The 16,399-nt window shown below is 46.2% G+C and carries 16 protein-coding genes; all 16 read left to right on the forward strand.

What is annotated here, in order from left to right:
* Window positions 1–76 precede the first annotated feature (76 nt).
* Window positions 77–406: a flagellar hook-basal body complex protein FliE gene (fliE, locus tag JN178_RS05095; RefSeq protein ID WP_159623504.1), complete on the forward strand. Its 330-nt coding sequence runs from the start codon at window positions 77–79 to the stop codon at window positions 404–406.
* Window positions 407–418: 12 nt separating this feature from the next.
* Window positions 419–2,113 carry a flagellar basal-body MS-ring/collar protein FliF gene (gene fliF / locus JN178_RS05100; RefSeq protein WP_202264181.1) on the forward strand — a complete coding sequence of 565 codons (1,695 nt, stop codon included), beginning with the start codon at window positions 419–421 and terminating at the stop codon, window positions 2,111–2,113.
* Between the two features lie 13 nt (window positions 2,114–2,126).
* Entirely contained in the window at window positions 2,127–3,167 is a 1,041-nt protein-coding gene (gene fliG / locus JN178_RS05105) for a flagellar motor switch protein FliG (RefSeq protein ID WP_202264183.1), read from the forward strand.
* 67 nt (window positions 3,168–3,234) lie between these two features.
* Window positions 3,235–4,017, forward strand: a complete 783-nt coding sequence (fliH, locus tag JN178_RS05110) for a flagellar assembly protein FliH (RefSeq protein ID WP_202264185.1) — start codon at window positions 3,235–3,237, stop codon at window positions 4,015–4,017.
* Entirely contained in the window at window positions 4,010–5,344 is a 1,335-nt protein-coding gene (fliI, locus tag JN178_RS05115; RefSeq protein WP_159623500.1) for a flagellar protein export ATPase FliI, read from the forward strand. The genes fliH and fliI overlap by 8 nt, the downstream gene beginning before the upstream one ends.
* Before the next feature lie 19 nt (window positions 5,345–5,363).
* Entirely contained in the window at window positions 5,364–5,810 is a 447-nt protein-coding gene (fliJ, locus tag JN178_RS05120) for a flagellar export protein FliJ (RefSeq protein ID WP_159623499.1), read from the forward strand.
* Window positions 5,811–6,101: 291 nt separating this feature from the next.
* Window positions 6,102–8,303: a flagellar hook-length control protein FliK gene (locus JN178_RS05125; RefSeq protein ID WP_202264187.1), complete on the forward strand. Its 2,202-nt coding sequence runs from the start codon at window positions 6,102–6,104 to the stop codon at window positions 8,301–8,303.
* A 164-nt stretch (window positions 8,304–8,467) separates the two neighbouring features.
* Window positions 8,468–9,001, forward strand: coding sequence for a flagellar basal body-associated protein FliL (gene fliL / locus JN178_RS05130; protein WP_159623497.1), 534 nt, complete (start codon window positions 8,468–8,470; stop codon window positions 8,999–9,001).
* A 51-nt stretch (window positions 9,002–9,052) separates the two neighbouring features.
* On the forward strand, window positions 9,053–10,114 hold the full coding sequence (gene fliM / locus JN178_RS05135; RefSeq protein ID WP_159623495.1) for a flagellar motor switch protein FliM: 1,062 nt from the start codon (window positions 9,053–9,055) through the stop codon (window positions 10,112–10,114).
* 17 nt (window positions 10,115–10,131) lie between these two features.
* A complete protein-coding gene (fliN, locus tag JN178_RS05140; protein WP_159623493.1) occupies window positions 10,132–10,536 on the forward strand; it encodes a flagellar motor switch protein FliN in 405 nt (134 codons plus the stop codon).
* Between the two features lie 28 nt (window positions 10,537–10,564).
* Window positions 10,565–11,008, forward strand: a complete 444-nt coding sequence (fliO, locus tag JN178_RS05145; protein ID WP_202264189.1) for a flagellar biosynthetic protein FliO — start codon at window positions 10,565–10,567, stop codon at window positions 11,006–11,008.
* Window positions 11,001–11,759 (forward strand): flagellar type III secretion system pore protein FliP, encoded by a 759-nt coding sequence (fliP, locus tag JN178_RS05150; RefSeq protein WP_202264192.1) that lies wholly within the window; start codon window positions 11,001–11,003, stop codon window positions 11,757–11,759. The genes fliO and fliP overlap by 8 nt, the downstream gene beginning before the upstream one ends.
* A gap of 8 nt (window positions 11,760–11,767) precedes the next feature.
* Window positions 11,768–12,037, forward strand: coding sequence for a flagellar biosynthesis protein FliQ (gene fliQ / locus JN178_RS05155; protein ID WP_131092542.1), 270 nt, complete (start codon window positions 11,768–11,770; stop codon window positions 12,035–12,037).
* Between the two features lie 12 nt (window positions 12,038–12,049).
* The gene (fliR, locus tag JN178_RS05160; RefSeq protein ID WP_159623487.1) at window positions 12,050–12,829 is read left to right on the forward strand and encodes a flagellar biosynthetic protein FliR; all 780 of its coding nucleotides are present in this window, start codon (window positions 12,050–12,052) and stop codon (window positions 12,827–12,829) included.
* Window positions 12,830–13,030: 201 nt separating this feature from the next.
* Complete coding sequence (flhB, locus tag JN178_RS05165) at window positions 13,031–14,155, forward strand: flagellar biosynthesis protein FlhB (protein WP_202264194.1); 1,125 nt, start codon at window positions 13,031–13,033, stop codon at window positions 14,153–14,155.
* A gap of 136 nt (window positions 14,156–14,291) precedes the next feature.
* The gene (gene flhA / locus JN178_RS05170) at window positions 14,292–16,388 is read left to right on the forward strand and encodes a flagellar biosynthesis protein FlhA (RefSeq protein ID WP_202264196.1); all 2,097 of its coding nucleotides are present in this window, start codon (window positions 14,292–14,294) and stop codon (window positions 16,386–16,388) included.
* Window positions 16,389–16,399 lie beyond the last annotated feature (11 nt).

Genomic DNA, 16,399 nt, shown 5'->3' on the forward strand with positions numbered 1-16,399 from the left:
TGATTGCTAAATCTCTTCTATCTATAAAAAATTCGCCAAAGCAGCGGCGTGTTGTGTAAGAACTCTAGGAGTGGTTATGGACGTTAAAGCCAACAGTTTGTATCAAGAAATGCAAAACATGATTGGGCAAACTCGTCTTCAAGTTAATGAGCCCCAGCAGCTTAATGAAATTAACTCATCGGCAAGCGACTTTGCCACCATGCTCAAGCATGCGGTAGACGGCGTCAATAACATGCAGCTGAATTCAAAAGACATGCAACAGCGTTTCGAAATGGGTGATCCGAGCCTAAGTTTGGCAGAAGTCATGCTCGCTAAAGAGAAGTCTGGCATCGCCTTTGAAGCGACTGTACAAGTGCGTAACAAAGTACTTGATGCCTACAAACAAATAATGAATATGCCGGTATAAATGGGGTAGGTTATGGCTGAAGCAACAGGTACAAACTTAACTATTCCAGATCAACACCAATCTGCAGACAACGAGCCAGAAAATAAGTCTGGTTTTATGGACACCTTGGGCAGTACAGACATGATGCGCCAAGTGGCGCTTGTGGTAGTGCTGGTTATCTGCGTTGCCATCGCGATCTTTGTTTTCATATGGTCTCAAGAACCCGACTATCGTCCACTCGCTAAAATGGAGACACAAGAGCTAATAGAAACCCTCGATTACATGGACGCCAATCAGATTGACTACAAGCTTGAGGGTAACACGGTCTATGTGCGTAGTGATGAGTTTCAGAACATCCGCCTAGGTATGACGCGTCAAGGGCTTACTAAAGCGGGTGATTCGGGTACCGACATTATAATGCAAGACATGGGCTTTGGGGTAAGCCAACGTGTAGAAATGGAACGCCTCAAACATGCTCGAGAGCAGCAGATTGCCTCAACTATTGAAGACATCGCGAGTATCCAAAAGGCGCGAGTATTGTTGGCCATGCCAAAAGAGAATGTGTTTGCTCGCCGTGAGAAAAAGGCCTCAGCTACCGTTGTACTCACCGCAAAACGCGGTTCAGTGATTGCCGGTGAAGAAGTAGATGCGGTGGTTGATATTGTTGCATCAGCAGTCCAAAACATGGAGCCGTCAAAAGTAACGGTGACCGATAGCAATGGTCGCCTGTTAAACTCTGGCTCTCAAGACTCGATGAGTGCACGAGCGCGCAAAGAATACGAAATTGAACGTCAGCGCGAACAAGAATATCTTGAAAAAATCGATGCCATTCTTATTCCCGTACTAGGCATTGGCAATTATACCGCGCAAGCTGATGTCACCATGGACTTTACCGCCATGGAACAAACGCAACGTAGCTATAACCCTGATTTACCTGCTGTGCGCAGTGAAATGATCATGGAAGAAAATAGTGTGGGTGGCGGTGTTGGTGGCATTCCAGGCGCACTATCAAACCAACCGCCATTAGACTCAACAATTCCAGAAAATGCAGGCTCAGCCAGTCAGCAGATCATGCCAGGGCGAACTGCCAAAGAATCAACCCGTAACTACGAGCTTGACACCACAATTAGCCATACCAAAAAACAAACGGGTGTCATTCGCAGACTTAGCGTATCTGTGGCGGTTGATTACACGCAAGTTGCAGGTGAAGATGGCGCGATAACGCCAACACCACGTAAGCAGGAAGAAATACTTAATATTCGCAGATTATTGCAAGGCGGTATTGGCTTTGATGTAACGCGAGGTGACTCGCTAGAAGTGGTAAGTGTACCCTTTACTCGAATGGATGCTGGCGAGATAGAAGATGTACCTTTGTGGGAGCAGCCAGGTTTTCTACCAATTCTTAAGCTAGTTATTGGTGGGTTAGTTATAATAGTACTTATCATTTTTGTGATTCGTCCAATGCTACGCCGCTTAATTAACCCTGATGAGTCGAATGATGCAGAAGAGTTTGATGCGGATGAAGGTTTGGATCTTGGTGATGATACAATAAGCATGCTGACCTCAGAATTCGATGAAGGTCAAGTCGGCTTTGCACCGGATGGCTCGTTAATGTTACCAGACCTACACAAAGATGAAGATGTGCTTAAAGCAGTAAGAGCACTTGTAGCGAATGAACCAGAACTCTCAGCCCAAGTAGTGAAGGGCTGGTTGATGCAAGACGAGTAGTGAGAGAGTAATTATGGCTGAAGAACTCGCCAATGTTGAAGAACCGTCATACGACGTCAGTAAATTAGAAGGCGTCGAAAAAGCTGCAATCTTACTATTGAGTTTGTCTGAAGAAGATGCGGCGCAAATTTTAAAACACTTAGAGCCAAAGCAAGTACAGAAACTGGGTACTGAAATGGCCAAAGTGGATGATATGACGCAGACGAAAATAACTGCGGTACACAAACATTTTATTGAAGAAATTCAAAACTACAGCACCATTGGTTTCCAAAGCCAAGACTTTGTTAAACGGGCACTAACCGCGGCACTTGGTGAAGATAAAGCCGCTAACCTCATTGATCAAATATTGATGGGAAGCGGTGCCAAAGGTCTTGATTCACTTAAATGGATGGATTCGAAGCAGGTTGCCAGTATCATTAGAAATGAGCACCCGCAGATCCAAACCATCGTATTGTCTTACCTAGAGCCAGAGCAAAGTGCAGAAATTTTGGCGCAATTCCCAGAGAAAGTGCGCTTAGACCTTCTCATGCGTATTGCTAACCTTGAAGAAGTTCAACCGGCGGCACTACAAGAACTGAACGAAATTATGGAGAAACAGTTTGCGGGTCAAGCGGGTACTCAAGCAGCCAAAATGGGCGGCTTGAAGTCGGCGGCCAACATCATGAACTACCTAGATACTGCAATCGAAGGGCAGTTAATGGATGCTATCCGTGAGCAAGATGAAGAAATGAGCCAGCAAATCCAAGACCTTATGTTTGTCTTTGACAACTTGGTGGATGTTGATGATAAAGGCATTCAGGCCATATTGCGGGAAGTACAACAAGATGCGCTACTTAAAGCCATCAAAGGTGCAGACGAAGAGCTTAAAGAAAAGATCATGCGTAACATGTCTAAACGTGCAGCTGAGATGCTTAACGATGACCTTGAAGCACTCGGTCCTGTGCGTATTAGTGAAGTGGAAACCGCTCAAAAAGAAATCTTGTCTGTGGCTCGTCGTCTGTCTGACTCTGGTGAAATTATGCTTGGCGGCGGTGGCGGCGAAGAATTCCTGTAAGCGGATAGATGTGGTTGGTAACTAGTCAAACTGGGCGAGTGCCACGGCGTAAAAGTCAGGTAAAAGAATGACGGCAAAAAAAAGTTTTTCAGAAAGCGAAGCAAGTGAAGCTAAAAAGTGGGACTTACCTTTTGTGGACGATCCTCATGCGCCACGAGATAACGAACCCACTAATGCGTTAAATCGCCGTTCTGATTGGAAATACGAGCCCCCTGAAGAAGAGGAAGAGATCTTACCGCCCACGGCACAAGAGATAGAAGCTATTCGACAAGCAGCTTTCGACGAAGGACACCTAGAGGGTAAGACAACAGGCTTTGATGAAGGTAAAGCAGAAGGATTAGAAAAAGGGTACGCCGAAGGGTTAGAGAAAGGACAGGCAGAAGGACTATCGCAAGGGTTGGAAGAGGGAAGGCAGCAAGTTGCTACTCAAGCTGAGGTGTGGCAACTATTGGCGGAGAAACTTCATGATCCCTTATCGCAAGTTAATGATGAAACGCGCGATCAGCTTGTAAAACTCGCAGTCACACTGGCTAAAGCGGTGATTAAAACAGAAGTTACCACTAACACGCAGGTTATCCAGCAAGCATTAAGTGAAGGGATTAAAGCGCTTCCTATCAACCAAACTGAATATCAAATACACATGCACCCTGAAGATATTGCCATTGTGCAAGCGCATTTTGGTGAAGAAGAGATTGCAAAAAAAGGCTGGAACTTTATCGAATCTGCGGCAATGGAACGGGGAGGTTGTGACATTGCGACAGCTCATAATGCGGTTGACGTCTCGATTGAACGACGTTGTCGCGACGTTATCGAACAATTCCTTTTAAACCAAGGTCTATCAGATGACTAGCCCTTGGCACAATCATTTTGAGTCATTGACCAAACAGGTTACCTCTCCTCCCGTGGTCGCTGCTGGCAAATTAGTGCGAGGCATAGGACTAACGCTAGAAGCGGTTGGCTGCCAATTACCGGTTGGAAGTCAATGCTTGGTTCAGACCATCGAAGGCGAAATTGAAGCTGAAGTTGTTGGCTTTGGCGATGACATCACCTATCTAATGCCCACAGAAGCCGTGCGCGGTATTGTGCCAGGTAGCCGCGTTATGCCGCTTAATCGACAAAGCGGATTACCTGTTGGCATGGGGTTACTCGGCCGAGTAGTGGATGGAAATGGCCAACCCCTTGACGGTTTAGGTGCAATTGAGGCAGAAGCTCGCGCGCCGACGACTCGCCCTCCTATGAACCCGCTTATTCGCCGCCCCATTAATACACCAATGGATGTTGGCGTGCGGGCAATCAACGCCCTTAATACCGTGGGCGTTGGGCAACGTATGGGGCTGTTTGCCGGTAGTGGTGTTGGTAAAAGTGTTTTGCTTGGCATGATGACGCGAGGCTGCGAAGCCGATGTTGTCGTTGTTGGGCTTGTTGGCGAACGGGGACGAGAAGTAAAAGAGTTCATCCATGAAATTTTAACCGAAGAAGAACGACAACGGGCAGTTGTTGTTGCAGCGCCGGCCGATACCTCCCCACTGATGCGACTAAAGGGCTGTGAAACAGCAGTGACTATCGCCGAGTATTTTCGCGACAAAGGCATGAAGGTACTCTTATTAATTGACTCATTGACGCGATACGCCATGGCGCAACGTGAAATAGCGCTTGCTGTGGGTGAGCCGCCTGCAACGAAAGGCTATCCGCCATCAGTGTTTGCACGCTTACCTGCGCTGGTGGAGCGTGCGGGGAATGGGAGTGAGCGACAAGGCTCAATAACGGCGTTTTACACCGTACTGACAGAAGGTGATGACCTCCAAGATCCTATTGCTGATGCCGCGCGCGCCATTTTAGATGGTCACGTCGTTCTGTCACGAACCTTAGCGGACAGTGGTCACTATCCTGCGATAGATATCGAAGCATCTATCAGCCGCGTAATGCCTATGGTAGTAAGTGAAGAGCATCAGTTAATGGCGCGAAGAATTAGGCAGGTATACTCGAACTACAAGCAAAACCAAGATCTCATCTCAATTGGCGCCTATGCGAAGGGCTCTGATCCTCGCATCGACTTAGCAATCCGTGCAGAGCCGGCGATTAATGCGTTTTTGCAGCAGGGTATGAAGCAAGTACTGCCTTATGACGAAAGTTTGGAAGGTATGGCTGCTCTTGCCAAAGGCCTTGGGCAAGGTTAAGGGTAAGTTGTGACTCGCTATGTCTAAACAACTAGAACGTCTTGCAGAGTTTGAAAAAGAAAAAGAAGAACGTGAGGCGCGTTTCTATCAACAAGCTCAGCAAAATGTAAATCAACAAAAGCAAAAACTGTCTAGTCTCGAACAATATCGCATCGACTATATAAAAGGCATTCAACAAACAGGTCAAGGTGGTGTAACAGCTACTTACTACCAGCAACATCTGTCATTTGTGGGCAAATTAGACAAAGCGTGTGAACAACAGATGCAAGTTATTGCACGAGCGAAAATGGCGGCAGATCAGCGCAAGCAAATGTGGCTTAAGCAGCAGCAAAAGGTAAAGGCCGTTAATTTACTGCTGGATAAAAAGAAAGTGGCAGCACAACGCAAAGCGGCAAAGGAAGAGCAAGCAATGATGGACGAGTTTGCCACCCAGCGCTTTTATCGCGCCAAGAATTCACCTTTCTAAAGTTCTCGCTATTTCGCTGATTCATAAAACTATTCTTACCTATGTGGATGTGATTTTGATGGCGCTCTCCCATTTAAATACCAGTTGGCGCGCCCTTTGCAGTGCCTCTTTAAAGACGATTATTGAAACCATTACGAAGAACAAACGGATAAGTCTTTGCGGTATTGCCGCAAAGCGCCAAGTCGGGCGCAGTACCTTATTGTAAGCGCCTGTATATATTGTACAAATGCCTTTCAAACGCTGTTACCACACGTTTATAAAAGTGCTATCTAAGTAGGACGGTAGAAGATTATGCAACAAGTTGCCGCACAGAAAACAGACATTGCCGCTTTGCCTTTTGCTGCAAGCAGCACAGCTCAAGCTGTTGAAGCTGGAATTGACGGAAAAGCCGAAAGCCAAAAAGGCAATGGGTTTGATAGTCTTTACCAAGTTGCAAAAACTCAGGCAAACCAGGCAGAGCCAAAGCGAACTTCAACGTCCTCAAATACACCTGCAAATACAACTCATTCTGTAGTTCGCGAAGGAAAGGATAAGGATGCTGGGCATACCAATTTACCAAGTGACGAGAAGGTCTCAGACGCACCAACACCAACTCACGAAACTGAAGTAAAGGCTAAGCCAGCGCACGACACGCTTGTAGAAGATAACTCAGAATCGCCTGAGCTAGCGCAGCACAATGAAAACAAAGATGTCGATCAGCCACAGGATGCGCTTGAAGTGGAGGGGGATGTCGTCGTTAGTCACCGTACCGAGACAACGTATATTCTGGGTGAGGATGGGAAAAAAGATCCTGATGCTGGCGTCATCACTACGCCTGGTACACCCGACGGTAAGCCAGATAAAGAAGAGTCGGGAGAGCCCGACTGGATAGCTTATGTGGAAACCATCGCTAATCGTCAAAAAGACAGCGCTGCCGGCGAGTCATCACAAAGCGATGTAACCAGCGCAACTGATCTGGATGGCATTATAAAAGTTAAGGAGAGTGGCAGACTTTGGAAGCTGCCTGAAGACGTAGATAGCGAGTCGGTTGACTCTGTCTTGGCGCATTTATTGTCACAATTGCAAACCGCTAAGGAGCAAGGCGCGAGCGACAGTGAGTCATTAAATGCTGTGGGGGATGAACTGTTAAATTCACTGCGTACGTTAGGTGATTTATTGCGAGGTAGTAACCGCAAAGACGGTGATCCTGAACACAATGAGCTGCAAGCGGTTCAAAGTGAGCTCACTACCAACACCGATACTGACCTAAAAAACGAAGATGACTTAGCTTCGCTAATTGCGCAGTTACTCAATACGGAGCAGACGGAGTCTAGTCAAGCAACGAGTACCGCTGAAACAAGAATTGTCGAAGATGACGCTTCTGAGTCGTTGAGCCTTACCGCTGAAGAAGAGTTTATTCTTAGCCTTATTCAACAGGCTGCTAATGTCGACGGTAGTGAAACGAGTGCAGGGGCTGAGGGGAGTGATAATGCTACCCGTTTGGATGCATTGCTAGCGCAAGCAACTGAACAAGCCAAAGCAACAGACGGTAAACAGAGCGGTGGTAGCGAAATTAAAGCAGGCAATGAAAACAATGCAAATGGCGTGTCGATAGGGGCTGATGAAGCAGCGGGTTCATTACTCAACGCAATTGCTCAGCTTCCTTCAGAAACTGCGCAAAAGGCTACTGAAGCGTTAGCCGACCGAATAGTGGCGACTATGCCAAACGGTGCTCAACAGCAAAGTGTTAAGGCGAATATTATTGCGGGCATCAACGAATTCCAGCAGCAAGTTCAGCAAGGCAGAGAGCCTGGAATTGACCTGTCTGCCATTGTTGCGGATGCTGCTAAAGAAGCCGCGGTATCATCTGATGTGGCGGCAAGCTTAACAGTGCGTGTAGATAGTCAGGCTTCTCAGTTTTTACAGTTGATGAATACAACACAGCAAAGTGTTCATCAGGTAATGCAGGGGCAATTGGCACAAGTTGATACCGTTATGAACGAAAACAATCAGCTGCGCGCCGAGGCGTCAAAATCACAGCAGCAGTTTGAAGGTTTCGACAAGGCTGTCAATATTCATAAGCCTGAAGGGCAGCAACAGCTCAATGAGAAGATTCGTTGGATGGTAAACGCGCGCAATACCATGGCCGAAATTCGACTTGACCCACCTGAACTTGGCAGCATGCAGGTTCGCGTAAATGTGGCAGGTGATGCCGCAAGTGTAAGTTTTATTGTTCAATCGCAACAGGCCAAAGAGGCCCTAGCTGATGCAATGCCTAAGCTAAGGGATATGTTGCAAGAACAGGGCATCGAGTTAGGTGATGCGCAGGTAAGAAAAGACAATTCATCAAGCGGTGAAAATGGCCAGCAACTTGCAAATAACAATGACGGAAGTTCATCGGGTCGAGGAAACCGTGGAAATAATGACGGTATGGACGACGAAATGGGTGGAACCAGCGTGATTGAGCAGTCAGTTACGCGAGAGTTAAAAGGCGGTATCGATTTTTATGCATAAAATTTGTCCGCTTGATATGCGTTAGCAATTGGTAGCATGGTTATACTGCGCGCAAACTGATATTTTTGAGGTGTTGCTTACAGAGTATTTGATGGGTAAAACATTGCCATTTTTGGCCGAAACCCGATAATACGGTTTTTCGCGTTTAAATTGATGAGTTGCACATGGCTGAAGAAGAATTACAAGTAGAGGAAGGTGGTAAAGGCAAAAGCAAGATGATGTTAATCATCATTATTGCGGTGGTTTTAGTGGGTGGTGGTGCCGCGGCGTACTTTTTGCTGTTTGCCGGTGGTGATGAGCCAGCAGCCGAACAACTTGCTGAAGCCGATGCCGCCGCAGCACCCGCGAGCGCGACAGCTGGTGGTAAAGCAGAAATGGGTACCGCGCTTTATGTTGCCATGCCTAGGCCGTTTGTTTTCAATGTGCCGGGAAGTGGCCGAGACAGACTTGTGCAAATTAAAGTTCAGCTTTTGGTACGAGGCTCCGATAACGAAGAATTGGCAAAGACACATATTCCGTTAATTGAAGGGACCTTGCTTCAGGCATTTAGTATGTCAAATGCAGACGATCTTATTACCGAAGCTGGCAAAATTGAATTGCGCGAGCAAGCGGTGAGTGAAGTGCAAAAAGCACTTCAAGAAATTGAAGGCAAAGATGTTGTCGAACGTGTGCTTTTCACTGGCTTTGTCATGCAGTAACGCTGTGACAATTCTCAAGTGGCTAATCACACATTTAAATAGGTAAATACTGTGAGTGATTTATTATCTCAAGACGAAATCGATGCCCTGTTACACGGGGTAGATGATGTCGAGGAAGATGAAGTTGGCGGTGGAGGCGATTCCGATGCGTCTACACTAGAATACGACTTCTCCTCACAGGATAGAATTGTGCGTGGGCGCATGCCTACGCTGGAAATCGTGAATGAACGTTTTGCTCGCCACATGCGAGTGAGCTTGTTCAATATGATGCGCCGGTCGGCTGAAGTATCGATAAACGGTATTCAAATGATCAAGTTTGGCGAATATATTCATACGCTATTTGTGCCTACCAGTCTTAACATGGTTCGTTTTCGTCCCTTAAAAGGCACGGGACTTATCACCATGGAAGCCCGTTTGGTGTTTATCTTGGTAGATAACTTTTTTGGTGGTGACGGACGTTATCACGCAAAAATTGAAGGCCGTGAATTCACACCAACAGAGCGCCGCATTATTCAGATGCTGCTTAAAATCATCTTCGAAGATTATAAAGAAGCATGGGCACCGGTTATGGACGTATCTTTTGAATATCTTGATTCAGAAGTAAACCCTGCCATGGCAAACATTGTTAGTCCTACCGAAGTGGTTGTAATCAGTTCATTCCATATTGAGCTAGATGGTGGTGGTGGCGATTTCCACGTGTCACTACCATACTCAATGCTAGAGCCAATTCGAGAATTACTCGACGCCGGTGTGCAAAGCGATAAAGAAGACACGGATCTGCGCTGGAGCAAGGCGCTGCGTGATGAAATTATGGATGTGAAAGTGGCGCTGACCACGCACATGCTTGATGTGAATGTACCACTAAGAGAAGTCATGGAATTTAAACCCGGTGATATTATCCCGGTTGAGATGCCCGAGACGATTACGGTGCTCATTGAAGATTTACCTACGTTCAGAGCGAAGTTAGGTCGTTCGCGCGATAACCTAGCACTGAAAATAGTGGAAAAAATTGCAAGACCGACTTCTGTGAAGTCTGAGCTACAGTTATTAACCCGTGGCGGGCGCATTATTGATAATGATGCCGAGCTACAAGTACTCGAAGAAGACCTGTAAGGTAAAGGGGAGTTCCCATGAGTGAAGACGGTATGGACGACTGGGCAGCGGCAATGGCCGAACAAGCCGAGTCAGAAGCTGAACAAGATGGCGACAACGGCGACGTTCAGGTTGCTGAATTAGACGAGTTGACCGATGATGCTCCTATTACTCAGGAAGAGAAAAAGAAGCTGGATACTATTTTAGATATTCCGGTGACTATTTCGATGGAAGTAGGTCGTAGTCAAATTAGTATTCGAAATCTGCTACAGTTGAACCAGGGTTCTGTGGTGGAGCTGGATCGTGTTGCCGGTGAGCCACTAGATGTTTTAGTAAATGGCACGTTGATTGCTCATGGTGAAGTAGTAGTGGTCAACGACAAATTCGGTATTCGATTAACGGATGTTATTAGTCAAATTGAGAGAATCAAGAAGCTCAGATAAAACTTCTTATTTACTAAGGGGTTGCGCAATGCTGCCCCTGTTATTTAGCCAGGTTGTAGGCGCCCAATCTACCCAATCCATTACCAATCCCACATCGGTACTGTCAATTTTTCTATCGCTTTTACTGGTCGTCGCTATTATTTTTGCGCTTGCTTATATAATGCGTCGGTTTAATGTCACCGCCATGGGCAGTGGGCAAATGAAAGTGGTTGCAAGCATGGTGGCTGGTGCCAAAGAAAAAATCATGGTCATTCAAGTAGGGGATGAACAGCACCTTATCGGCGTTACCAGTCACAATATCTCCCATTTAAGTAAGTTGGAGAAAAACCTAGACGTACCGTCAAAAGGAATGGGGGCAACTGCTGCAGGGGGCGGTGACGCCTTTAAACAAAAGTTGGTCGCTGCGATGGCAGGCAAATTGAACCCTGAGATCAATAAGAAAAATCAAAAGGACGAATCTTCCGATGCGTAAGTTTGCGTTGTTAACTTTTGCCGTATTTGCTCTTTTTTTCATGGTAGAGCCAGTATACGCACAACAAGGTATCTCTGCCGTTACCGTTACCACCAATGACGATGGGACCCAAGACTACAGCATGACATTACAAGCGTTGTTTATCATGACAGCGCTAAGTCTAATACCTGCATTTATTATGATGATGACCTCGTTTACGCGTATTATCGTGGTATTGTCCATTTTACGTCAGGCTATCGGGTTACAGCAGTCACCCTCAAATCAGATCCTCATTGGCGTAAGCTTGTTTCTTTCTATGTTCATTATGGCGCCGGTTTTTGAAGAGGTGAACGAAAGAGCATTACAACCCTACCTTAATGAGGCTATGACCAGTAAAGAGGCATTTGAACAGGCCAAAGGGCCTATGCGTGCGTTTATGCTATCGCAAACTCGCGTAAAAGACTTGGAGACCTTTGTACGCATTGCTGGTGATGAAGGCAAATATGCCGATACTGAAGAGGTCCCCTTAACTATTTTAATCCCAGCTTTTGTAACCAGTGAGTTAAAAACCGCTTTTCAAATTGGGTTTATGTTGTTCATTCCATTTTTGATCATAGACTTAGTTGTAGCGTCAATTCTAATGGCAATGGGTATGATGATGTTGTCACCCATGATTGTATCGCTTCCGTTTAAACTTATGTTGTTTGTGTTAGTTGATGGTTGGAATCTTATTTTCGGTACCCTTGCCACCAGTTTCGGTATGGGCGTCTAGGAGGGCTTATGTCACCAGAAGTCTTTGTCGAAATACTCCGTGAGGCAATGTACATGGTAATTGTACTCGTGTCGGCGGTAATTGTACCGAGCCTTATTGTTGGTCTTGTTGTAGCGGTATTTCAAGCCGCAACCAGTATTAACGAGCAGACAATGAGCTTTCTGCCTCGCCTACTAGTAACCCTGTTAGCGCTCAGTTGGGGCGGCAACTGGCTGGTACAGCAGCTCATGGACTTTACGTTTCGCATGGTTGATTTAATTCCACAAGTTGTGGGTTAAGGCTTTTCTTACGTGGACGTTGAACTATCCGTTATTAACCAATTTTTAGCCGATATGCTGCTTCCGTTTATGCGTATTAGTGGCTTATTCGTTGCTATGATTGGGTTAAGTGCTAAGTCGATTCCACCGCAGGTACGTGCACTGTTGGGTATTATGCTGACGCTAATCATCATGCCCGTTGTTCCACCGTCGCCGATTACTAACCTGGTCGATGTGGGTACGTTTGTGGTGGTTATTCAGCAGCTTGTCATTGGTGTTGCTATTGGTTTTATCTCTATGATGGTTCTCAACACCTTTGTACTAGCCGGTCAAGTTATTGCTATGCAAACCGGTTTGGGCTTTGCCTCGATTGTCGACCCTGTTAATGGTATTAATGTACCAGCGGTAGGTCAGTTTTATCTTATTTTAGCGACGCTGTTGTTTTGGACGCTAGACGGCCACTTATCCATGATCCATATGATTGTTATGAGCTTCGAAGCGTTTCCTATTGGTGAAGCATGGTGGACAGGTGAGCAATTCAGAGACATTGCACATTGGGCTGGCTGGATGTTCGTATCGGCACTGACTTTATCGCTCGCGCCTATTGTGTCATTGCTTATTGTAAATTTGGCGTTTGGCGTTATGACCAAAGCGGCGCCACAGCTCAACATTTTTAGTATTGGTTTCTCGATTGCTCAGGTAATGGGGTTAATTATTATTTGGATAACACTCGATAATTTTACCGCTCACTTTGAAACCCAATGGTTTCGCGCTGAACAGTTTATGTGTGAGCTATTAAATATTTGTCCTTAAAAAAGACAAGTCGCGGTAGAAATTGTTCGCGCAAAATGACAGGTTTGCGAGCAAGCTAAATGAAAAACTAGGCGAGAGGAGCAGGGCGACTTGCAAGCCTTCCACCGCATGGATGCGGTGGCAGAGCGCCCAAGGATGGGTTTACAGCGTGCTTGTAAGTTGCTCTGCTCCTATCGCAACAAAGGCAAAAAGAGCAAACAAATGGCAGATTCAAGCGAAAAAACAGAAGACCCCACGGGGAAAAAACTCGATGATGCCCGGAAAAAAGGGCAGCTTGCGCGATCCCGTGAACTCTCAACCACCCTAGTATTAGTGGTGAGTGCTTTCATGTTCCTGTTTCTCGGCGGCTGGATTGCCGAGTCGGTGTTTAAACTGACACAGCGCATGTTTATTCTTTCTCGCGATGAAACCTATGACACTACCCATATGTTCGGTGCATGGGGCGAAGCCTTTTCTACCATTAGTGCGCCTGTTCTGCTGTATATGGTCGTGGCCATGATAGCGGGTATTTACGGGTCAATAGCCCTTGGTGGTTACAACTTTACGTGGGAAGGAGCGAAGCCCAAAGGGTCAAAAATGAGCCCAATTCAAGGGTTCAAGCGCATGTTTGGTATGAATGGCTTGGTTGAGTTACTCAAGTCCATCGCCAAAGTTGTGCTTATTATTGGCATGGCCATTGGGGCGCTATTGTACTTTCAAGATGAAGCACTCCACCTCGATATGGAGTTGTATCCCGGCAATATCTTTCACGCCCTTGATATGCTCAAGTGGGCATTTCTTATTCTTGCTTGCGGTATGATCCCCATTGCCATTATTGATGTGCCATATCAGATGTATAAGCACAACAAAGAAATGAAAATGACCAAGCAAGAGGTCAAAGACGAGCGCAAAAATGCCGAGGGCGATCCTATGGTAAAAGGCCGTATTCGTCGCTTGCAGTATCAAGCTGCCACTAAACGCATGATGCAGGAAGTCCCGCAAGCTGACGTGGTAGTAACTAACCCAACACACTTCTCGGTTGCTATAAAATATGATGAAAGCGGCAACCGTGCCCCCGTTGTTGTGGCGAAAGGGGCTGATGAACTTGCCATGCATATAAGAAAAATTGCTACCGCAAACGATGTCCCACTTATTCCATCGCCTATGCTTGCTCGTGCTATCTTTTACTCTACCGAAGTCGATGAAGAAGTACCTAATGCGCTGTTTATGGCAGTGGCGCAAGTGCTTGCCCATGTTTATCAGCTTAAAGCGCACCGCGCTGGTAAGGGGAAACGACCCAGACCACTCAAACGGGATTTGCCTATACCACCTGAATACAGGCGGTAATTTCTAGGGGGGATTCCCGTCGTTTTATTTATCCAACGCGACTGTGGTAGCTATTCATCAAAGCTGGCACGTTAGTTGAAATGTTCCTATCAGAATAGTGAAAAGCGTCAATTTTCTGATAGTGAGACAGTAAGCGATGCAGTTATCCGGTTATCTTCAGCGTTTCGACAAAAATCAGCTGCAAAATTTTACCAGTGGTTTAGGTGCGCCAATCGTACTTTTGGCAATTATGGGCATGGTAATTCTACCTATGCCGCCGTTCTTGTTGGACGTGCTCTTCAGTTTTAATATTGCACTTTCCCTTGTCATCATATTGGTCGCGGTACTTACGCAGCGTCCTGTCGACTTTGGTATTTTCCCTCTAGTACTCCTTATTGCGACCGTTTTGCGACTGGCGCTTAACGTGGCATCTACCCGTGTAGTACTCCTATATGGACACGAAGGCGGCGACGCTGCCGGTAAGGTAATTGAAGCATTTGGCGCGGTGGTTATTGGTGGTAACTATGCGGTGGGTATCGTGGTGTTTGCTATCTTGCTCATCATCAACTTTAAAGTGGTAACCGCAGGTGCAGGTCGTATTTCAGAAGTAAGTGCTCGCTTTACTCTTGATGCTATGCCAGGTAAGCAAATGGCAATTGATGCTGACTTAAATGCTGGGTATATCGACCAAGATCAAGCGCGTCAACGTCGTGAAGAAATTACCGCAGAAGCCGACTTTTACGGTTCGATGGACGGTGCGTCAAAATTTGTAAAAGGCGATGCGGTAGCGGGCCTTTTCATTATGCTCATCAATATAGTTGGTGGGTTATTCATTGGTATGATTCAGCATGATCTTACATTTGGAAACGCCATTGAAATTTACACTATCCTGACTATCGGTGACGGTCTTGTCGCGCAAATTCCATCGCTACTTTTGTCAGTCGCAACCGCGATTATCGTTACTCGTGAAAACGAAACTCAGGAGATGGGCAAAGAGATACGTGGTCAACTTGGTAATAATCAAGCCTTGTATATTGCCGCTGGTGTACTTTTTGTTATGGGTATTATTCCTGGCATGCCCCACGTTGCGTTTCTTGGTTTCTCTTTTTTGATTGCAGGCTTTGCTTATTGGCAATCACAACAAGAGAAGAAAAAAGCTGCCGAGCCTAAAGTCCCTGACGTGGTTAAGGATGAAACCGTTGCGCCAGAAGTCAAAGAGCTGGGTTGGGATGATGTACAGCAAGTCGATACCATTGGGTTAGAAGTTGGCTATCGCCTTATCCCGCTTGTCGATAAGTCACAAGGTGGCGAGTTATTAACACGCATTAAAGGCGTGCGTAAAAAATTGTCGCAAGAACTCGGGTTTCTTATTCCTCCTGTACATATTCGCGATAACCTCGATTTAGAACCAAATACTTACACTATTGCCATGCTCGGCGTGACCATTGGCGACTCACTCATTAGTCACGACGAGGAGCTTGCGATTAATCCAGGGCAGGTGTTCGGCAAGCTTGAAGGACGCGCAACGAAAGATCCTGCTTTTGGGCTCGATGCTGTATGGATAAAACCGAATAAGCGCGAGCATGCTCAAACACTCGGTTATACCGTGGTCGATGCCGCAACGGTTGTTGCAACCCATTTAAGTCAGCTTCTGACTAATAATGCCTATCAACTATTAGGTCATGAAGAAGCTCAGCAACTTCTTGATATGTTGGCTAAGCAGCATCCTAAGCTTGTTGAAGGACTAGTGCCGGATATTTTACCGCTTAGTACCGTAGTTAAAGTATTGCAAACATTGTTATTCGAAGGCGTACCAATTCGTGATATGCGTACTATTGTTCAAACTCTAAGTGAGTATGGTACGCGTAGCCAAGACCCAGATGTACTGGTATCTGCAGTACGTATTTCGTTGAAACGACTGATTGTTCAAGAGATTACACAAGGTGCCAAAGAGATACCTGTCATAACCTTGGCGCCAGAGTTGGAACAGATGTTGCACCAGTCTCTTCAAGCGGGCGGTGAAGATGGTGCTGGCATAGAGCCAGGACTAGCAGATAAGTTGCAAAAATCATTGCAACAAGCCAGTCAGCAGCAGGAACTCGAAGGTGAACCTGCGGTATTGCTGACGTCAGGCATGCTAAGACCTGTGCTGTCACGCTTCCTAAAGTATTCAGTTGTTGGGCTCCACGTACTTTCGTACCAAGAAGTGCCTGATGATAAGCAGATAAAAATAGTCAGTTCGGTCGGTCAATAATCTGACACTGA

It is taken from the genome of Alteromonas sp. KC3, assembly GCF_016756315.1.
Classification (GTDB): Bacteria; Pseudomonadota; Gammaproteobacteria; order Enterobacterales; family Alteromonadaceae; genus Alteromonas.